This window comes from SAR86 cluster bacterium, from assembly GCA_029268615.1.
Taxonomy (GTDB): domain Bacteria; phylum Pseudomonadota; class Gammaproteobacteria; order Magnimaribacterales; family Magnimaribacteraceae; genus JAQWNM01.
The window spans coordinates 89,078-104,525 of record JAQWNM010000001.1 but is presented as its reverse complement, the minus strand read 5'-3'; the positions used below and the strand labels follow the sequence as shown (position 1 = coordinate 104,525).

At 34.5% G+C, this 15,448-nt stretch carries 15 protein-coding genes; 9 read left to right on the top strand and 6 right to left on the bottom strand.

From position 1 onward, the window contains the following. The first annotated feature begins 18 nt into the window (after positions 1–18). The 9 genes from P8J93_00505 to P8J93_00465 all read left to right on the top strand — a co-directional run bounded on the left by P8J93_00505 (position 19) and on the right by P8J93_00465 (position 10,629). Positions 19–1,299, top strand: a complete 1,281-nt coding sequence (locus P8J93_00505; GenBank protein ID MDG2060285.1) for an ammonium transporter — start codon at positions 19–21, stop codon at positions 1,297–1,299. A gap of 75 nt (positions 1,300–1,374) precedes the next feature. Continuing rightward, positions 1,375–2,313: a tRNA (adenosine(37)-N6)-dimethylallyltransferase MiaA gene (gene miaA, locus P8J93_00500; protein ID MDG2060284.1), complete on the top strand. Its 939-nt coding sequence runs from the start codon at positions 1,375–1,377 to the stop codon at positions 2,311–2,313. 11 nt (positions 2,314–2,324) lie between these two features. After that, positions 2,325–3,641, top strand: a complete 1,317-nt coding sequence (gene hflX, locus P8J93_00495; GenBank protein ID MDG2060283.1) for a GTPase HflX — start codon at positions 2,325–2,327, stop codon at positions 3,639–3,641. Between the two features lie 9 nt (positions 3,642–3,650). After that, positions 3,651–4,778 carry an FtsH protease activity modulator HflK gene (gene hflK, locus P8J93_00490; GenBank protein ID MDG2060282.1) on the top strand — a complete coding sequence of 376 codons (1,128 nt, stop codon included), beginning with the start codon at positions 3,651–3,653 and terminating at the stop codon, positions 4,776–4,778. Beyond that, positions 4,778–5,650, top strand: a complete 873-nt coding sequence (gene hflC / locus P8J93_00485; GenBank protein MDG2060281.1) for a protease modulator HflC — start codon at positions 4,778–4,780, stop codon at positions 5,648–5,650. Before hflK ends, hflC begins: the two co-directional genes overlap by 1 nt. A 29-nt stretch (positions 5,651–5,679) precedes the next feature. Next, entirely contained in the window at positions 5,680–6,675 is a 996-nt protein-coding gene (locus P8J93_00480) for an ATP phosphoribosyltransferase regulatory subunit (protein MDG2060280.1), read from the top strand. Then, positions 6,665–7,948, top strand: coding sequence for an adenylosuccinate synthase (locus P8J93_00475; protein ID MDG2060279.1), 1,284 nt, complete (start codon positions 6,665–6,667; stop codon positions 7,946–7,948). Before P8J93_00480 ends, P8J93_00475 begins: the two co-directional genes overlap by 11 nt. Before the next feature lie 14 nt (positions 7,949–7,962). Continuing rightward, complete coding sequence (locus tag P8J93_00470) at positions 7,963–8,364, top strand: hypothetical protein (GenBank protein MDG2060278.1); 402 nt, start codon at positions 7,963–7,965, stop codon at positions 8,362–8,364. Between the two features lie 6 nt (positions 8,365–8,370). Continuing rightward, positions 8,371–10,629 carry a DUF3604 domain-containing protein gene (locus P8J93_00465; protein MDG2060277.1) on the top strand — a complete coding sequence of 753 codons (2,259 nt, stop codon included), beginning with the start codon at positions 8,371–8,373 and terminating at the stop codon, positions 10,627–10,629. On the opposite strand, the gene nusB is transcribed toward P8J93_00465, so the two are convergent. The 6 genes from nusB to glyA are packed head-to-tail and all read right to left on the bottom strand — an operon-like array spanning position 10,598 to position 15,398. Next, positions 10,598–10,999 carry a transcription antitermination factor NusB gene (gene nusB, locus P8J93_00460; GenBank protein ID MDG2060276.1) on the bottom strand — a complete coding sequence of 134 codons (402 nt, stop codon included), beginning with the start codon at positions 10,997–10,999 and terminating at the stop codon, positions 10,598–10,600. The two genes, P8J93_00465 and nusB, sit on opposite strands and share 32 nt — an antisense overlap. Before the next feature lie 2 nt (positions 11,000–11,001). Beyond that, entirely contained in the window at positions 11,002–11,472 is a 471-nt protein-coding gene (ribH, locus tag P8J93_00455) for a 6,7-dimethyl-8-ribityllumazine synthase (protein ID MDG2060275.1), read from the bottom strand. Continuing rightward, positions 11,469–12,569, bottom strand: coding sequence for a 3,4-dihydroxy-2-butanone-4-phosphate synthase (gene ribB / locus P8J93_00450; protein ID MDG2060274.1), 1,101 nt, complete (start codon positions 12,567–12,569; stop codon positions 11,469–11,471). Before ribB ends, ribH begins: the two co-directional genes overlap by 4 nt. A 9-nt stretch (positions 12,570–12,578) precedes the next feature. Continuing rightward, complete coding sequence (gene ribD / locus P8J93_00445) at positions 12,579–13,673, bottom strand: bifunctional diaminohydroxyphosphoribosylaminopyrimidine deaminase/5-amino-6-(5-phosphoribosylamino)uracil reductase RibD (protein MDG2060273.1); 1,095 nt, start codon at positions 13,671–13,673, stop codon at positions 12,579–12,581. Beyond that, positions 13,674–14,129, bottom strand: a complete 456-nt coding sequence (gene nrdR, locus P8J93_00440; protein ID MDG2060272.1) for a transcriptional regulator NrdR — start codon at positions 14,127–14,129, stop codon at positions 13,674–13,676. Positions 14,130–14,141: 12 nt separating this feature from the next. Further along, the gene (glyA, locus tag P8J93_00435; GenBank protein MDG2060271.1) at positions 14,142–15,398 is read right to left on the bottom strand and encodes a serine hydroxymethyltransferase; all 1,257 of its coding nucleotides are present in this window, start codon (positions 15,396–15,398) and stop codon (positions 14,142–14,144) included. Between the last annotated feature and the right edge of the window lie 50 nt (positions 15,399–15,448).

The following is a 15,448-nucleotide window of genomic DNA, read 5'->3' as shown; positions in this document are numbered from 1 at the left end:
TTTAAGGAGATATTTCCGATGCTAAATAAATTATTTTCCATACTATTTTTAAGTTTGTTATCTTTTACTACTTCAGCTGATGGCCTAGATAGTGGCGATACTGCATGGATCCTTACTTCCACCGCTTTAGTTTTATTAATGACCTTGCCTGGACTTTCACTTTTCTATGCAGGGTTGGTAAGGAGTAAAAATGCCATTTCAGTTTTAATGCAGTGTTTTGCAATAGCTTGCATAGTGTCGATAGCATGGGTTGTATATGGTTACAGTCTTGCCTTCACCGAAGGTAATGCATTTATTGGAGGTACAAGTGCCTTTTTTCTTAATGGACTTGGGCGAGATACCTTGGCACCTGGCACAACAATGCCCCATTCTTTATTTGTTATTTTCCAAATGACTTTTGCAATTATTACACCGGCATTAGTTGTAGGTGCTTTTGCAGAAAGAATGAAATTTGGAGCTATGTGTTTGTTTTCCTTATTATGGTTTACAGCGGTATATATTCCTGCTTGCCATATGATATGGGGAGGAGGTTATTTAGCTGACGTAAAAGATTTTGCCGGAGGTTTAGTGGTTCACCTAACATGCGGTGTGGGCGCTTTGGTAATAGCTCTAGTTTTAGGCCCAAGAAAAGGTTTTCCTGCAACGGCTATGCCACCTCATAATAGAACAATGGTAGTAACAGGAGCAGCTTTGTTATGGGTTGGGTGGTTTGGCTTTAATGCCGGAAGTTCTTGGGCAGCTGATGGTTTAGCTGGTATGGCAATGTTAGTAACTCATATCAGTGCAGCAATGGGAGCCCTAACTTGGATGGCAATAGAATGGATCAAAGGTGGTAAACCAACAATCGTAGGCATAGCTACAGGTATGGTTGCTGGATTAGCAACTATTACCCCTGCAGCTGGTAGTGTTGGACCAGAAGGTGCTTTATTAATTGGTTTTATGGCAGGATCAATATGTTTCTATGCCACTCAAGCTGTTAAAGGTGTGTTTGGCATAGATGATTCATTAGACGTATTTCCTGTTCATGGAATAGGAGGAATTATTGGTATAATTATGGTTAGTTTCGTTGGAGTTCAAGGAGGCTTCTTGGGTTCAAGTGCAGGAGAAACATGGGTACCAATGCAACAACTTCTAGTACAGTTAAAAGGAATAGCTGTTATAGGTATTTGGACAGCTGTAGCTTCATGGATAATTCTAAAAGTCATAGGCTCATTAATGCCTTTGCGAGTTACTGAAGAAGAAGAATATGAAGGTTTAGACGTTACAGAACATGAAGAGAGAAGTTACGATCTAGTGTAATATAAATTAATTAAGAAACCGGCTTTTAAAGGCCGGTTTTTTTATGTTTGTATAATAATCAACTAGAATGAAAGTGTGCAAAAGGATTATTTAATTTCAATCATGGGACCTACTGGAGTAGGAAAAACTAATTTAGCTATAGAGTTGAGTAAAATATTAAATTCGTCAATTATTAGTGTGGACTCTGTACAAGTATATAAAAAACTCGATATAGGAAGTGGAAAGCCTTCGAAAGAAGATTTAAAGAAGTATCCTCATCGGTTAATTGATATAAAAGAACCAACGCAACCATACTCAACTGCTCAATTTAACATTGATGTTTCTGAAGAGATTCAAGAAATAAACTTTCAACAAAAAATTCCTTTGTTAGTTGGTGGAACAATGCTTTATTTCAATTCTTTTATTAAAGGTCTTGCAAATCTTCCAAGTGCTGACGTTTTCCTTAGAGAGAAGCTCAAAGAAAGAGCTGAGAAAATAGGTTGGCCGGAAATGCATACTTCCCTTCTAATGATTGATAAAGAATCAGCCTTGAAGATTGATAAAAACGATTCACAAAGAATACAAAGAGCCCTAGAAGTCTATGAATTAACCGGTCAGCCATTATCCAAACTTATAAGATCTTCTAAGCCTTCTTCACCAAATAAGGATCAACTAATTCAATTTGCTATTTTTCCAGAAAGTAGAGAGATTTTAAGGCAAATCATTAAGGAAAGATTTTTAGATATGATAGAGAAAGGTTTTATAAAAGAAGTAAAGAAACTAAAAAATTCTGAAGGAGTTCATAGAGACTTACCGTCCATGCGTTCGGTTGGGTACAGACAAATTTGGGAATATTTAGAAAAAGAAATCTCAGAAGATGAAATGATATACAACTCAATTAATGCATCTCGGAAGTTAGCTAAAAGACAAATGACTTGGTTACGTAGCTGGAAACAACTAATATGGCTGCCACAAAAAACTTCAAATGCATTACAATTGATTATCAAAGAATTAGACACTAAGAATTTATTATAGAAATAATTAACATGAATTTTTATCCTGATTCAATAGTCGAGAAAGCCATCATTGTTCAAATAGAATTGGGCTTTAATAAAAGAAATTTATCTGTCAATAAATTCCAAGAATTTATTGATTTAGTAGTTTCTTCGGGTGCACATATTTCTGCATCCATAGTAGGTAAACAGGATAAACCTACTCCTAATTTCTTTGTTAAATCAGGTAAATTAGAGGAGATTAAATCTTTAGTTGATGAGCACAAAGCTAGATTAGTAATTTTTAATCATGATTTATCACCTTCTCAAGAAAGAAATTTAGAAAAGTTTCTTTGCGCAAGGGTATTAGATAGGACCTCGCTTATATTAGACATTTTTGCATCTAGAGCACAAAGCCATACAGGTAAACTCCAAGTTGAATTGGCGCAACTTAATCATCTTTCGACTAGGCTAGTTAGAGGATGGAGTCACTTAGAAAGGCAAAAAGGAGGCATTGGCTTAAGAGGCCCAGGAGAGACTCAATTAGAAACTGATAGAAGACTGATTAGTCAAAGAGTCAAAAGCTTAAAAAAAAGAATATCTAAAGTTCATAGTCAAAAGGAAATAAGTAGATATTCTAGATCTAAAGGCAATACTAAGTTGGTAGGAATTTTAGGTTATACGAATGCAGGAAAAACAACATTGTTTAACTTATTGACAGGAGATAACCAGTTTGCAGCTGATAAGTTATTTGCTACTTTGGATTCTGTCACTAGAAAAGCTGGAAATAAGAAATTAGAAGGACTCTTATTTTCTGATACTGTAGGATTTATTTCTGATTTACCCACTCAGTTAATTGAATCATTTAAGGCAACATTAGATGAATTGAAAGCTGCAGATCTTCTTTTGCATGTTGTCGACATATCAGATAAAGATTATCAATATAAGATCACAGAAGTGAATAAGTTGCTCGAAGATCTGGGGTTAAAAGATATAGACATAATAATAGCTTTTAACAAAAGCGATTTAATAGATGTAAAGGAGTTATCTTTTATATCGAAACCCGAACAAAAGAAAGTTTGGTTATCGGCCCACAAAAATAAAGGCATAATTTCTCTTGAAGAAGCTATAAATCACTGCGTCTATGGCCCTAAGCAAATCGGATGGCTTTACTTGGAATCTTCTCATGTAAAAGTAAGATCTGATTTATTTTGTAAAGGAAGGGTAATTCAAGAAAGATTTGATGCTTCAGGTCTGATACAATTAAAGGTTGAACTAGGCTCAAAAGAGTTAGCTGAGTTAATTTCATTTACAGGTATTGATTTTTTTGAGAATGAACAAACATTGTTAACAGCAACTAAAACAATATAGGAAATAAATATGTCTTGGAATGGTAATGATAATAAAGATCCTTGGGGAAAGAATGATGGTCCTCCAGATATTGATGAAGCTATAAAGCAGCTCAAAGCTAGATTTGGAGGTATCTTTGGCGGTGGATCAGGGGGCTCAGAAGGAAAACCTAAAAAAGGTAGGGTCTTATACTTCTTTGGGATTATTTTAGCACTTTGGATTGTGGCAGGTATTTATCAAGTAGAGCAAGCAGAAAGGTCCGTTGTCTTAAGGCTAGGAAAATTTCTTGAAATAAAAGGACCTGGACTTCATTGGAATCCTCCTTTATTAGATTCAAGAGCTATTGTCGATGTTGTTAGAGTAAGGCCCCATAGACATGATGCTTTAATGCTTACTGAAGATGAGAATATAGTTGATGTCACAGTTTCTGTGCAGTATCAAATCGCAGATCCAAAAAGGTATGTCTTAGATATCAGAGATGCTGATGCTAGCTTAGCTCAGGCAACTGAAAGTGCATTGAGGCATGTAGTTGGGGGATCAATCATGGACGATGTTTTGACTGTAGGTCGAGATCAAATAGCTCAAGAAGTAAAAATAAGATTGCAAGATTACCTGGATTTATATTCCACAGGTCTTCAGGTAGTCATAGTTAATATTGAAGATTCAGCTCCTCCTGATCAAGTACAAGCTTCTTTTGATGATGTTATTAAGGCAAGAGAAGATGAAGTAAAAGTTCGGAACCAGGCTGAAACTTATGCAAATGGAATTGTTCCTGAAGCAAGAGGTGAAGCCCAAAAACAAATCCAAGGAGCTCAAGCATACAGAGACCAAGTTATAGCAGAAGCTAAAGGAGATGCTAATAGGTTTGATAAACTTTTAACAGAATATCAAAAAGCACCTAAAGTAACCAGAAACAGGTTGTATTTAGACGCCGTTCAAAATGTTATGGCAAATAGCACTAAAGTGATGGTGGACGTGGATGGAGGGAATAATATTTTATACTTGCCTCTAGACAAGATCATTCAATCTTCATCAGAGTCTCAGGTAAATTCTAGTTTGCAATCAGGTTCAAATTCTCAACAGGCACCAAATCTTCGTGAACTAACAGATCAAGTGATAGATGAAATTAGAAGAAGAAATAGACAGGACAAGCGCTAATGAAAAAATTTAATATATTTTTGACTGGTTTCGTAATTATAAGTGTGGCTATAGCAACCCAAGCACTTTATGTTGTCAATGAAACAGAGAGAGCTGTGAAACTTCGTTTTGGTGAGATTGTTCAATTTGATGTTTCACCTGGTTTGCATTTCAAGTGGCCAATTCTAAATTCAGTTAGAAAGTTTGATGCTAGGATTTTAACTTTAGATGCTCCACCTCAGAGATATCTAACATCAGAAAAGAAGGCATTGATGGTAGATTCATTTGTAAAATGGAGAGTTAAGGATGTTGCTAAATTTTATACTACCTCAGGTGGTGATGAAGATAGATTAAATAGGTTACTAGCTCAAAGGGTAGATACGGGCTTAAGGAATGAATTTGGAGTAAGAACTGTTAAAGAGGTTGTATCTGGAGAAAGAGATCAATTAATGATTGCTCTTTCTGCTAATCTTAATACCGTTGCTCAGTCTGAGCTTGGTATAGAAGTAATTGATTTAAGGGTTAAAAAAATAGATCTCCCTCAAGAGGTTAGTGAATCTGTTTATAACAGAATGAGAACAGAAAGAGAGAGGTTAGCTAGAGAATTAAGAGCTAAAGGAACTGAAATAGCTGTAGAGATTAGAGCAAAAGCAGATAAAGAGAGAACTATTATTTTAGCCGATGCTTATAAGATTGCTGAAGAAGTTAGAGGAGATGGCGATGCTATAGCAACATCTACTTATGCTTCTGCATATTCTAAAGACCCAGAATTTTATGATTTCACCAGAAGCTTAAAAGCTTATCAGGCAACTTTCGAGAATAAAGGGGACGTACTTTTAATAAATCCGGATAGTGATTTCTTTAAATATCTTGATAAGTCTTCACAAGACTAGCTGAGTTGTAAATTAATTTCTTTGTTGATATGACATCAAAGATAAAGTGGCTCCTTCCTGAGGGTGTAGATGAGATTCTGCCACCTAGAGCTTTGCAAATAGAAAAACTTAGAAGAAGACTCGTGGATCTGTTCACTCAAAATAGCTATGAATTAATAATGCCACCAATCATTGAGTTTTCAGATACTTTAGGAGGAGAAGCTCATGATGAACTTTCAGAAGTATCTTTTACTTTTAGAGATTCTTTATCTGGAAAGAATATTTCTTTAAGACCTGATATTTCTTCTCAAGCATCTAGAATTGATGCTTATAGATTAGACTCTGAATTTAATCCAAAATTATGTTACGTCGGAGATGTGATAAAGAGTAAATCTCTAGTTCATTCTAGTTCTAGATTAACGGTTCAAGCAGGTGCTGAGATATTTGGGGATGCCACGATAGATGCAGACCTTGAAAGCATAGAGTTGATGTTATCAAGCCTTAAAACTATTGGAATCAATGATATTACATTAAGTCTTGGCCATGGAGGCTTAATCAATATAATTATTGACCATTATAAAAAACTTTTGCCCGGTGAAGAAGACAGTATAAGAAAAGCCTTATCTACTAAATCTACTAAAGACATTAAGGAGATAGTTGAAAATAAACTAGACAAAGATGATATGAAGATGTTGTTGGTTATCACAGAACTCTTTGGAGGAAAGGAAATTCTTGCAAAGGCCAAGTTGGATTTAGTTAAGCTTGGCGACAAGGCGTTAGCTTATTTAGATGATATGGAGAACATTGTTTCTAGATTGGATCTTGACGATGTTCAAATCCATATTGATTTAGGTGAAATACAAGGATTTAAATATCATACAGGTTTAACCTTTTCAGCATTTATTGATGATGCAGGTTATCCTTTATCTAAAGGGGGAAGGTATGACGGGATAAGTGAAATGAGTGATCCAAGGCCTGCAGTAGGTTTCGATCTTGATATTGTTGCCGTTTCTAAATTTACAAAATATGATTTAAATGAAAGCTAAAGTTATTTCTCTATTAGGCCTGCAGTGGGGTGATGAGGGTAAAGGTAAAGTAGTTGATCAAATATCAAAAGATATATCGGCTGCCGTAAGGTATCAGGGTGGTCATAATGCAGGGCATACATTAATCGTAAAAGACAAAACTATAGTTTTTCACTTATTACCTTCAGCTATTTGTCATGAAAATATTAAATGCTTTTTAGGTAGAGGAGTTGTTGTTAGTTTAGATGCTCTTTTTGAAGAACTTAAGGATGCTTCTGAAATTATAGATAATGTGGAAAGTAAATTAGTTGTAAGTCCAGCATGCTCTCTTATTCAGCCTTACCATATAAAACTAGATCAGTTGAAAGAAAAATCTAAATCTTCAACCACTATAGGTACAACTGGAAGGGGTATTGGAACTGCTTACGAAGACAGGGTAGGTAGAAGAGCTATAAGAGCTGGAGATCTATACAATGAAGCAACCTTAAGAGATAAGCTAAAAGAGGCATTGGATTATTATAATTTTCTTTTTACAAAATTATATAATGAAAAAAAAATAGATTTTAATTTATTATATGAAAAGAATCTAATTCAGGGAGAAAAATTAAAACCCCTAATTGGCAATGTGGTTACTGAGATAAAAAAACTTATCGAAGATAAAAAGTCTGTTTTGTTTGAGGGAGCTCAAGGAGCATTATTGGATGTAAGTCTTGGTACTTATCCTTTTGTTACCTCAAGTAATCTAATTGGAGGTATTTCTTCAGGAGTAGGTATTAATCCTTCTAGTATTGATTACTCACTTGGAATTGCAAAAGCTTACACAACTAGGGTAGGTGAAGGTCCTTTTCCTACAGAGCTTACAGATTCTATCGGAGATTTTTTAGCTAAGAAAGGTGGTGAAGTTGGTGCTACAACAGGCAGAAAAAGGAGATGTGGTTGGCTAGATGCTGTTTTATTAAAACATGTAGTATATCTAAATGGCATTAATGGAATATGCTTAACAAAGATAGATGTTCTGGATGGATTAGATAAAATAAAGGTATGCACAGATTATAAAAGTAATTTACCTTTAGAAGATGTTTTAGAGTTGATGGCTCTTGAAGATGTGGAGCCAATATATTCTGATTTTGAAGGTTGGGAAGAACCAACTTCTGGATTAAATAAATTCGAAGATCTCAATAAAAACGCTAGAGATTATATATCGGCAATAGAAGAAATATGCGGGGCTCCTGTAGTTATGATATCGACTGGGCCCAAAAGAGAAGATACAATTGTTAGAGAATCCTTAATTTAATAAAAAATTTAATTATGAGAATATTACTATCTATTTATTTATTAATAATTAGTGCTACTTTCCTAGCTGAAGATCAAAAAGTTTTGTTTAAGACTGGGGATATCCTGTCGCCTTCTTCAAATTCAATTCTAGTACTTTATCATTATAAAATCGACGCAATTCAATCAGAAAGAGTTAAACGTTTTGGATCAAGCAGTGTATTTGATCTTAGAGATTTAAGTGTAGATGCAAGAGATATCTACAAATTAAAGAGAAGCGATAAATTTGAGCTTAGTGAGTCTCTTAGGGAAGGAAAAATATTTAAAGTAAAGTTATTAAAGAAAAACCCAAAAAGAAGTTCTTATTATGTTGTCGCTGAATCTTTAAGGTATTATGCCGATCTAATTGTAGATAAGAAATTAATCAAAGAAACCTAAGATTCTTTGTATCAAAAAATTCTAAGTTCGTTCCTAGCTCTTCTAGGGTTCTTTCTTAGTATTCCTTTATTTTTCATAATTGCCTTATATTTTAATTGGTTTGGTCTTCCCTTAAACTCAGGAGAAATAACAAATCTAAAAATCCCATCATCTGAGATTTTGAATGATGGCTTAGAAAGAAAACAAATATTTTTTGGTGATCTTCACGTGCATTCTAGCTATTCTTTAGATGCGTATTTATTGAACTTTCCTTTACTTCAGGGCGAGGGCATTCATCCTATAGGGGATGCATGCGATTATGCAAGATTTTGTTCGAATATAGATTTTTGGTCAATAAATGACCATGCTGCTTGGTTAACTCCTAGAGAATGGAAAAAGACTATTGGGGCTATCCAGCAATGTAATGCAATTTCCAGTGATGAAAACTTAGAAAAAGAGTCTGATGTTGTAGCTTTTCTTGGTTGGGAATGGACTCAAAGAAGCACAGATCCTAAGAAACATTTTGGTCATAAAAATATAATCCTTAAATCTATTGATTTACAAGAAATACCATTAAGGCCTATTGCAGCTAATTTAGCTGAAAATTCTGCTATTTCTTCTTCTAGATTTATCTTACAAGCTAGCTTATTACTAGAAGATTTCCAGAATAGAGATCTAATTTTTGATCTTAGATATAAACAATTAGAATTGGAGGCAAGAAGAAATTGCAACAAAGAAAAAAATGTCAAACAATTACCTTCAGACTGTTTAGAGATTGCTTTAAATCCTGGTGATCTTTTTAGGAAATTGGAAGAATGGGATAGCGATATATTGGTTATTCCTCATGGTACGGCATGGGGAAATACAGCTCCTCCTCTGGCATCTTGGGAGCATCAACTTTCTACTGAACAGAATAATAATAATTTACAAAGGCTTATAGAAGTATATTCCGGTCATGGAAATTCAGAAGAATATAGATCTTGGAGGTCCTTAGTTGTTGAAGAAGATTATTCTTTAAGTTGCCCTTCACCTGTATCAGGTTATTTACCAAGTTGCTTTCAGGCAGGAGAAATAATAAAGAAAAGATGCCTTTTTTCTGCAGGAAGTGAAGAAGAATGCGAATTGAGAAGGATAGAAGCGATCAAAAATTATGTCTCATCAAACCCTTTGGGCCATCTTTCTATCCCAAGTCAGCTACCTGAAGAATGGTTAGACTCTGGGCAATGCAAAGATTGTTTTTTGCCGGCTTTTAATTATAGACCAGGTCTTTCAGTCCAAAATGCTCTTGCTTTAACAGATTTTTCAGGAGATGTACCTTTTAGATTTAGATTTGGTTTTATTGGATCTAGCGATAATCATCAGGCAAAAGCAGGAAGTGGCTATAAAGAAATATCAAGACTAGGGAATACAGATTCAAGGGGTTTTGAAAGTAAAGAGACAAAAATTTTTGTTGAATCTAAATCTTCAGTCCTTGAATCAAATACTTCTTTCTTAACTCCAAAATCCGTCAAAGTTGATGCGAACTCTATTTTAGCTTCAGGCTCTTATCCTAGAGAAGTAGATAGAGGATCATCTTTTTTTATAAGTGGCGGTTTAGTAGCAGTACATTCAGAACGAAAAAATAGAGATTTTATTTGGGAAGCTCTTCATAAAAGAGAGGTGTATGCTACGTCGGGGGACAGAATATTACTTTGGTTTGATCAAATTTCTCCAAAAGGACAAATCTCACCTATGGGTAGTGAATTAAAAACAAAGTTCAATCCTTCTTTTAGGGTTAAAGCAATTGGAGCTTTTAAGCAAAATTCTGGGTGCCAGGAAAATGAGTTAATTAATCCAGGTGTTTCTGAAAGAATACAAGAACTTTGCAAGGGGGAGTGTTATAACCCATCTGATGAAAGAAAATTGATCTCTAGAATAGAGATTGTAAGAATACGTCCTCAAATCTATAAAGATGAGCCTTTAGAAAGTCTAATTCAGGATCCATGGAAGATAATTCCTTGTGAAGATCTTGGTGAGGGTTGTTCAGTTGAGTTTCAAGATCTTCAGTTTGAAGATGGAACTAGAGAAGTTATTTATTATGCTAGAGCTATACAAGAACCTTCTCAGGCAATAAATGCTCAGGGATTAAATTGTCAAAAGGACCAAGAAGGAAATTGCATTAAGGTGGATATTTGTTACGGAGATTATAGGGGTTTAAAAAAAGGAGATTGTTTAGGTGAAGTTGAAGAACGAGCCTGGTCTTCTCCAATTTTTGTTAGTTATGACTCTTTAAATTATCAACCTTAGTCATTTTATCCAAAATGGCATTAATATATTTATAACTATCTTTTGCTCCATATTTCTTTGAAAGCCTTATTGCTTCATTGATTACTATGGGGTGATCCAAATTCTTATTAAAGACTAACTCATAGGTAGCAATTCGTAGTACATTTTTTTCTATAAAATCTAATGATGCGATAGATCTATCTAGATGAGGAGCAAGTTTAGTATCTAACTCTTTAATATTATCAATGACCCCAATAATTAAGTCATGACAAAAACTTCCTATATCTTCTCTTGATTTTAAAGTCTTGATTAAATGTTTATCTATATTTATTTCCATTTCATAAAGGCTTTGCAACGCTTTATCCCTTGAACGCATTGGTGATTCTTTCATGCTTAAGAACTTTTGAATTTTTCAACCATTTCCATAGCTGTTTCTGCAGCTTCAGCTCCTTTATTACCTTTTTTCCAATGAGCTCTGTCTTTTGCTTGTTTAATGTTGTTGGTAGTTAGTACGCCAAAAATAACTGGTAATTCTTTATTTAAAGAAACCTGCATAAGTCCATGAGCACAGCTTGAACTTATAAAATCAAAATGAGGAGTATCACCTTTGATAACGCATCCCAAAGTTATAACTGCATCTATCTTCTTAGAAGCTAGTTTGTTAGCCATTACCGGTAGTTCAAAGACTCCCGGAACTTTAACTTGAGAAATATTTTTAGGTTTTACACCATTATCAACTAAAAATTTTATTGCTCTTTCTAGCATTTCTTCCACTATTTCAGAATTCCAGGAGGTAGAAACGATAGCATATTTCCCCTTTTTAGAATGCTGAGAAGGTATAAATATTTCTTTACCTGTGATCATTTTTTGAAGTTAATAAATTGTGTTATTTCAAGATCAAAACCCGTTAATGGATATTTTACTTTTGCCCCTAAAAGCTTAATTTTTTGTATGCCTATATCTCTTAATATTTGAGCTCCTAAACCTATATTTCTTGAGTCTGGAGCTTCCATAGAATTATTTCTCTTTTTACCTTTAAGAAATAATGTGTTGTTGATTATTTCAGATTGAGACTCCTGATTGCTAAGTAAAATAAGAGCCCCTTTGCCTTCTCTTTGAATTTTTTCCATTGCTTTAGTGAAAGACCACCTATTTCCAAATCCATTAATATTCATAATGTCATGCAAAGTATTAGTTTGTTGAATTCGTACAAGAACTTCATCTTCAGGTTTAATCTCTCCTAGAGTTAGAGCGAGATGGGTTTTATCAAAAATAATATCTTTATATATAAAAAGACGAAATCTTCCAAAGTCAGTCTCAACTTCAGTAGTTTCAGATTGGATCACACTTTTTTCATGTGTATTCCTATAGTGAATTAAATCGGCAATAGTTCCCAATTTTAAGTTATGTTTAATAGCAAATTTCTCTAAATCCGCTCTTCTGGCCATACTTCCATCTTCATTCATAATTTCTACTATTACAGCTGCAGGATCAAGACCAGCTAGTTTAGCTAAATCTGGCCCAGCCTCAGTATGACCGGCTCTAGATAGAACTCCACCAGGAGAAGCTTTTATGGGAAATATATGACCTGGTTGAACTATATCTTGAGCCGTGGCATTTGGATTTACTGCAGCTCTAATTGTTGTAGCTCTATCTGCTGCAGATATACCTGTAGTCACTCCTTGTGCTGCTTCAATAGATGTTGTAAATGCAGTACCATGTTGACTTTCATTTTCTAAAACCATCGAATCTAGTTCTAGAAGTTTACATCTTTCTTCTGTTAGAGCTAGGCAGATAAGACCTCTAGCATGAGTTGCCATGAAATTAACTATTTCAGGTGAAATTTTTTCTGCAGCTACGACAATATCTCCTTCATTTTCTCTGTCTTCATCATCCATCAAGATAACCATTTTTCCAGAAGCAAAGTCCTTGATAAGTTCTTCTGTAGAATTTAGTTTCATATTGTCTTCTTAGTTGTAAATCGGTGTTGCAGTAATCTTTAAATCTTGACCTATTGATTTAATGTCATCTATCAACAAGTTAATTTTACCTAGTTTTGAGTTATTAAGGATATTATCTAAGAAACTAATTTTTTTATTACCCAAAACCTTAGGCGCTGAGTAAAAGATAAATTCATCTATAAGTTTTTCTTGAACTAGACTATTTATAATTTTAGGCCCAGCTTCAACTAAAACCATATTTTTGTTAATCTCGCCTAATGAGTTCATAATTTCTTGTAAATCTAAAAAACCTTCTTTTAAAGGAGCTTCTTTATATTCAGCTTTAGAAGTTATATTTTTAGTAAGGCCATTTGTAAATATTAAGGTTTCTAAGCCATCATTTAATAATTTCTCCCGTCCTTGTAATGTTTTTCCTCTATCTGCTATGCACCTAAGAGGTGGGTTAAATTCCTCGCTTACTCCCCTAACTGTCAATAATGGATCATCTACCTTTACAGTTCCACTTCCAGTAAATATTACATCAGATTCAGCTCTTAGTTTATGGACATCTTGCCTTGAATCTTCTGAAGTTATCCATTTACTCTCTCCAGTCTCTAAACAGATTCCTCCATCCACAGACATTCCAATTTTACATTTTATAAAAGGTCTTCCTTTTGTAACCCTTGAGAAAAAACCTCTATTAAGTTTGTAAGCTGCATTTTGCAGCTCTAATGTTATATCTTCTGTTGTTATGCCATTATCATTGAGAAATTCTATACCTTCTTGACTAGGGTCTCTCGACCCAATAATGATCTTTGCCACTTCCAGTTTCACTAAAGTTTCTGCACAGGAACCGGTTTTTCCTTTTTTGCTGCATGGTTCCAATGTTGTATAAAATGTGCTGTTCTTAAGAAGGTTCAGATATTCATCACCAAATTTTATTCTAACATCATCTATTGCGTTAATTTCTGCATGATTTTCACCATATCTTTGATGCCACCCTTCTCCAATTATTTTATTATTTTTAGTAATGACACAACCAACCATTGGATTTGGGCTAGCTAAATACCTTCCTTTTTCTGCCATATAGAGTGCACGTTCCATGCATCCAGATTTATCCATCATTTAGTCTTTTGCAAGTCTTTCAACTTCTTCGCTAAATTCAGTTATGTCTTCAAATCTTCTATAAACAGATGCAAATCGTATGAAGGCAACTTCATCTATTTTTCTTAAGTTTTTCATTACCATTTCACCGATAAATCTAGAAGCCACTTCTCTTTCACCTGATCCTCTGATGTCCTTTTTTATATCTTCAATTAATGATTCTATCTGCTCTTCGCTGACAGGTCTTTTTTCTAAGGAACGATATAGGCCTTCACGAAGTTTATTTTCATCAAAAGGTTCTCTGGTATTATTTTTTTGTTTAATAACTCTCGGCATCAAGAGTTCTGCACTCTCAAAAGTAGTAAATCTTTCACCACACTTTCCACATTCTCTTCGTCTTCTAATCTGCAGACCATCAGCTATCAATCTTGAGTCTACAACCCTGGTATCTGTGACAGTGCAATAAGGGCAATTCATGATCGGAATATTTTATACATAGACGGGGAAAGATTTACATAGTTCAAGAACATTTCTTTTCACTTCATCAATCTTTTGTGAACTCCCAATATCATGTAATATGTCGCAAATCCAATTTGCAACTAAAACTACTTCTTCTTCTTTGAAGCCCCTAGTTGTACAAGCAGGAGTGCCAAGTCTTAAGCCGCTGGTTACAAATGGAGATTGAGGATCATTTGGAACGGCATTCTTATTTACAGTAATGAAAGCTCTTCCTAATGCCGCATCAGCATCCTTGCCTGTAACTTTATTTTTTATTAGGTCAACTAAGAACATATGATTTTCAGTTCCGCCAGAGACAATATCAATATCATTGCTAATAAATGTTTCACACATTTTCTTTGCATTTAACATTACTTGGTTTTGGTAAATTTTAAATTCTGGTTCAAGAGCCTCTTTGAAGCAAATTGCTTTTGCTGCAATTACATGCATTAGAGGACCTCCTTGAGAACCAGGAAATACGGCAGAATTAAGTTTTTTATGAAGAGTTTCATTTTCTTTGGCTAAGATTAAACCGCTTCTTGGACCTCTAAGAGTTTTATGAGTAGTTGTAGTCACCACATCTGCATATGGAATAGGGCTGGGATACAACCCTGCAGCAACTAGACCAGAAACATGAGCCATATCAACTAATAGGTATGCCCCAATTGAGTCAGCTATTTCTCTAAATTTACTCCAATCTACTATTCCTGAATAAGCTGAGAATCCTGCTATTATTAGTTTGGGATTATGTTCGTTAGCTAGATTGCTCACTTGATCATAATCAAGGATTCCTGTTTCAGGATGAAGACCATACTGAACAGCATTAAAGTTTTTTCCTGAGAAATTAGCTTTTGCTCCATGAGTTAAATGACCACCATGATCTAAGCTCATTCCTAATATTGTATCTCCAGGTTCACATAATGCTAAAAAAGCAGCTGCATTAGCACTCGCTCCTGAATGAGGTTGGACATTTGCAAAACTCGCTTTAAATAGCTCTTTAGCTCTCTCAATAGCAAGACTTTCTGCAATGTCTACATTTTCACACCCTCCGTAATATCTCTTTCCAGGATAACCCTCGGCATATTTATTTGTTAAAACAGAACCTTGTGCAGCTAGAATCTTTTTTGAAGCATAATTTTCAGATGCTATTAATTCGATATGTTCTTCCTGTCGCCTTTCTTCTAAGGTCATTGCGTTCCATAATTCAGAATCAAACTCTTCAATAATTGAGATATTATTTTTTGACATCATTTAGTATTTTCTAGATTTCAATATTAATTGGGCGAACTATTCTGTTT

What these genes read in the sequence shown, in the direction of transcription:
- ribB (MDG2060274.1), bottom strand. Translation starts at nt 12,569, where the DNA reads ATGAAACTAAATTCTACAGAAGAACTTATCAAGGACTTTGCTTCTGGA.
- nrdR (MDG2060272.1), bottom strand. Translation starts at nt 14,129, where the DNA reads ATGAATTGCCCTTATTGCACTGTCACAGATACCAGGGTTGTAGACTCA.
- hflK (MDG2060282.1), top strand. Translation starts at nt 3,651, where the DNA reads ATGTCTTGGAATGGTAATGATAATAAAGATCCTTGGGGAAAGAATGAT.
- ribH (MDG2060275.1), bottom strand. Translation starts at nt 11,472, where the DNA reads ATGATCACAGGTAAAGAAATATTTATACCTTCTCAGCATTCTAAAAAG.
- P8J93_00505 (MDG2060285.1), top strand. Translation starts at nt 19, where the DNA reads ATGCTAAATAAATTATTTTCCATACTATTTTTAAGTTTGTTATCTTTT.
- P8J93_00475 (MDG2060279.1), top strand. Translation starts at nt 6,665, where the DNA reads ATGAAAGCTAAAGTTATTTCTCTATTAGGCCTGCAGTGGGGTGATGAG.
- hflC (MDG2060281.1), top strand. Translation starts at nt 4,778, where the DNA reads ATGAAAAAATTTAATATATTTTTGACTGGTTTCGTAATTATAAGTGTG.
- nusB (MDG2060276.1), bottom strand. Translation starts at nt 10,999, where the DNA reads ATGAAAGAATCACCAATGCGTTCAAGGGATAAAGCGTTGCAAAGCCTT.
- hflX (MDG2060283.1), top strand. Translation starts at nt 2,325, where the DNA reads ATGAATTTTTATCCTGATTCAATAGTCGAGAAAGCCATCATTGTTCAA.
- ribD (MDG2060273.1), bottom strand. Translation starts at nt 13,673, where the DNA reads ATGATGGATAAATCTGGATGCATGGAACGTGCACTCTATATGGCAGAA.
- P8J93_00470 (MDG2060278.1), top strand. Translation starts at nt 7,963, where the DNA reads ATGAGAATATTACTATCTATTTATTTATTAATAATTAGTGCTACTTTC.
- glyA (MDG2060271.1), bottom strand. Translation starts at nt 15,398, where the DNA reads ATGTCAAAAAATAATATCTCAATTATTGAAGAGTTTGATTCTGAATTA.
- P8J93_00480 (MDG2060280.1), top strand. Translation starts at nt 5,680, where the DNA reads ATGACATCAAAGATAAAGTGGCTCCTTCCTGAGGGTGTAGATGAGATT.